Source organism: uncultured Methylobacterium sp. (genome assembly GCF_964242245.1).
GTDB lineage: Bacteria > Pseudomonadota > Alphaproteobacteria > Rhizobiales > Beijerinckiaceae > Methylobacterium.
Map to the genome: position 1 here is coordinate 1 of NZ_CAXTBY010000207.1, position 3,330 is coordinate 3,330.

5 protein-coding genes are annotated in these 3,330 nt (G+C 69.5%); 3 read left to right on the forward strand and 2 right to left on the reverse strand.

Annotation, left to right across the window (positions count from 1 at the left end; genetic code table 11):
• A partial coding sequence (locus tag ACFE8Y_RS21360; protein ID WP_375466372.1) for a cupin domain-containing protein occupies positions 1–614 on the forward strand: 614 nt, incomplete at its 5' end.
• A gap of 400 nt (positions 615–1,014) precedes the next feature.
• Here ACFE8Y_RS21360 and ACFE8Y_RS21365 read toward each other — a convergent pair.
• Positions 1,015–1,332, reverse strand: a complete 318-nt coding sequence (locus ACFE8Y_RS21365; RefSeq protein WP_375466373.1) for a translation initiation factor IF-2 — start codon at positions 1,330–1,332, stop codon at positions 1,015–1,017.
• Here ACFE8Y_RS21365 and ACFE8Y_RS21370 point away from each other — a divergent pair.
• Both ACFE8Y_RS21370 and hpxZ read left to right on the forward strand, forming a co-directional pair.
• Positions 1,331–1,495 (forward strand): hypothetical protein, encoded by a 165-nt coding sequence (locus ACFE8Y_RS21370; RefSeq protein WP_375466374.1) that lies wholly within the window; start codon positions 1,331–1,333, stop codon positions 1,493–1,495. The genes ACFE8Y_RS21365 and ACFE8Y_RS21370 overlap by 2 nt on opposite strands.
• A 267-nt stretch (positions 1,496–1,762) precedes the next feature.
• Positions 1,763–2,149, forward strand: coding sequence for an oxalurate catabolism protein HpxZ (hpxZ, locus tag ACFE8Y_RS21375; protein ID WP_375466375.1), 387 nt, complete (start codon positions 1,763–1,765; stop codon positions 2,147–2,149).
• 143 nt (positions 2,150–2,292) lie between these two features.
• On the opposite strand, the gene hslV is transcribed toward hpxZ, so the two are convergent.
• Positions 2,293–2,829, reverse strand: a complete 537-nt coding sequence (gene hslV, locus ACFE8Y_RS21380; protein WP_375466376.1) for an ATP-dependent protease subunit HslV — start codon at positions 2,827–2,829, stop codon at positions 2,293–2,295.
• Positions 2,830–3,330: the final 501 nt, after the last annotated feature.

Sequence of the window (3,330 nt, forward strand, 5' to 3'; positions counted from 1 at the left end):
TCCCGTGGTCGGACGTCGGCACCTGGGACGCGGTCTGGCAGGTGCTGGCCCGCGACGAGGCCGGCAACGCCGTGCGCGGCCGCGTCGAACTGCTGGAGACGCGAAACAGCCTCGTCCACAGCGAGGGCGAGGGCCTGACCACGGTGGTGGGCCTCGACGACGTGGTGGTGGTGGCGACCTCCGACGCGGTGCTGGTCGCCTCGAAGGCGCGATCCGGCCAAGTCAAGGACCTCGTCGGCATCCTGCGGGCCAAGGCCCATCCGGAGGCCGACGCGCACCGGCGGATGTACCGGCCCTGGGGCTGGTACCAGCGCATCGACATCGGCGAGCGCTTCCAGGTCAAGCGCATCATGGTGACGCCGGGCGGGCGCCTGTCCCTGCAGAAGCACCATCACCGGGCCGAGCACTGGGTGGTGGTGCGCGGCACCGCCGAGGTGACGCTCAACGAGCGCATCGTTCTGGTCCATGAGAACGAGGCGGTCTACCTCCCGATCGGCTCGATGCACCGCCTGACCAACCCGGGCAAGATCCCGCTGGAACTGATCGAGGTCCAGGTCGGCAGCTACACCGGCGAGGACGACATCATCCGCGTCGAGGACATCTACGGACGCTGAGGCCGAGTGCACCCGTTCGTCCGGCGAGGCCGGATGCGCCCGATTTGGACCATGATCGGATGAAGGCGGGCGGGGCGGGGCTGCCCACGGCCTGCGCCGTAGCCCGCCTCTCCGGCCCGGAACCGTGCCTGACGGGACCGGGTCTATGATCTTCGGTTGATGGGTTCGGGGGCGTCGGTTCCAGTCATCCGCGCGTCCTTCCCTCTCTCCCCTTGCGGGAGAGGGGAGCGACAATTTCGGATAACGTGCTCCCTCCCCCGACCCTCGCGTGAGAGCCGAGGGCCACCCTCCCCCGCAGAAGGGGGGGCGCGCACGCGACGGAACCGATCGACCGGAAACCGTTTCACGGCCCCGATTCCGCATCGTTCCGCGCCGGCGCCGGCCTGCGTGGGGGCGCCGATCAGCAGACCCGATCGATCTTGTAGCCGTGGGGTCCGGCATGGCCGCTGTACTTGCAGCCGCCGTAGGAGCCCATGAAGCCGTGCGTGTCGCGGCCGGTCTTCCAGGTCGCGCCCTCGCCGCCGGTGTACTTCGCCGTGCGATAGCCGACGGGCTTCACCGGAGTCCCCTGCGATGCCGTGGCCGGCGCGGCGGCCTGGGATGCCTCGACCGGTGCCGATGCGGTCGGCGTGGACGACGGCAGGGTCGGCTGAGCCTGCGCCACGGCGGACAGGCTGAACGAGAAGGCGGCGGCGGCCGCGAGGGTGCGAAGGGTCATGACCATCTCCGATAATCAGTATTGCCTTGAGGATCCGACTTGCGAGCTGCTCGATACCCGCCGCCGTCCATGTGATGAACCCTATAGGAAGCTTGCCGAGGCGCATGTGCGTGAATACACGCGCCTTGGACTGTCTTCGATCACGGCGCAGCGCATCGGATGACCGCCGAGCGGTTGGCCCAACTCGGCCCGGCCGCAGCCGTTGCGCGTCGCGGGCGCTTGGTCGAGGCCTTGCATGGGACCGGCGGCACCCATGGGCGCTCCCGCGGGCGCGCGGGTTTGCGGAGCACCGACGTCCGACATGTCATTCCATCCGATCAGGAGTTTCGGCACCCGCGCGGCATCGGTCGCGCTCGTCTCGGTCCTCGTCGCCTCGGGCGCCTTCGCCGAAGGACCAGCCCGGTCCGGTCCCGAGAGCGGCGTTGGGGACATGCGCGCGGAGATCGATCTGCCGGCGGTGAAGGCCGAGGTCGAAGCGGTCTTCAGGATCTACGAGGCGGCCATCGTCGGCAACGACGTGGCGACGCTCGAAGCCCTGTTCCGCGATGATCCCCGCACGATCCGCTACGGAGCCGGCGAGAACCTCTACGGAATGGACGCGATCCGAGCCTTCCGCCGCGGTCGCTCACCCGTCGGCCTGAACCGCGACCTCAAGGACACCGTGATCACCACCTACGGAACGCACTTCGCCACGGCGATGACGCTCTTCACCCGGTCGAGCGCCCCGGACAAGATCGGGCGCCAGAGCCAGACGTGGGTGCGGTTCCCCGACGGATGGCGCGTGGTCGCCGCCCATGTCAGCCTGATCGACGGCTGAGCCGTCAGCAGCGGCCGGAGCATTTCCAGGCGAGGTGGTCGCCGGCTCGCGTGAAGACAATGCGACCACGCAAGGAGATGGAGCATGTTTCGTGATCCGGGGATCATGGACAATGCTCCAGGCGCCGCCGCGGGGATGGAACGTCAGCCGGGTCCGGCCTCGAGCGCCTCGATGACGAGGCTGCCGTTGGTGTAGACGCAGATCTCGGCGGCGATCGCCATCGCCCGGCGCACGATCGCTTCGGCGTCGAGGTCGCCATCTTCCAGCGCGCGCGCGGCACTGAGCGCGTAGTTGCCGCCCGAACCGATCGCCATCACGCCGCCCTCGGGCTCCAGCACGTCGCCGGCGCCCGAGAGCAGCAGGCTCACGTCGCGGTCGGCCACCAGCATCATCGCCTCCAGGCGGCGCAGGTACCGGTCGGTGCGCCAGTCCTTGGTCAGCTCGACGCAGGCGCGGGTGAGCTGGCCGGGATACTGTTCCAGCTTGGCCTCCAGCCGCTCGAACAGGGTGAAGGCGTCCGCCGTCGCCCCCGCGAAGCCCCCGATCACCGCGCCCTTGGCCAGCCGCCGGACTTTTCGCGCGTTGCCCTTCACGATGGTCTGCCCGAGGCTGACCTGCCCGTCGCCGCCGATGACGACGCGGCCGCCTTTTCGCACCATCAGGATGGTGGTGGCGTGCATCCGCGGCGGGCTCTCTTCGTGTGCCAAGGGTGTCTCCGGGTGTCGCTCGGCCTGGAGGTGGGGGCTGCGGGAGAAATGCCAAGCGCCGCCGCACTCCGTTCCCGGTCTCCGAAGCGCAGGAAATCCCGGCGTCCTGCCGGGTTGAGTTGTGGGTGCTTCTTGTCCGCGGGCGGACTTGCGGATGCACACATCGCTCCACGCGCTCCGGACAGGGCGCGGGTCCCCTCTCACCGCGTGCCTACCGTATTCACCCATCTCTCGACGCGATCGGATGAGGCGCGCTTCCCCTCTCCCCGCACGCGGGGAGAGGCCCGGCTGCACCTTGCCGTGCAGCCGGGGAGCAAGGGGCGAAGCCGAAGCGACGGTGAGGGGGCGGTCCCGGACGAGACAGATCCGGTTTCCCCCCTCACCGTCGGATGCCGCCTCGCTTGGCCGACGCCCCAAGCCGGGCCTGCCCGACTTGGACATCCGCATTGCCCATCTCGGGCAAGCCCGAGATGG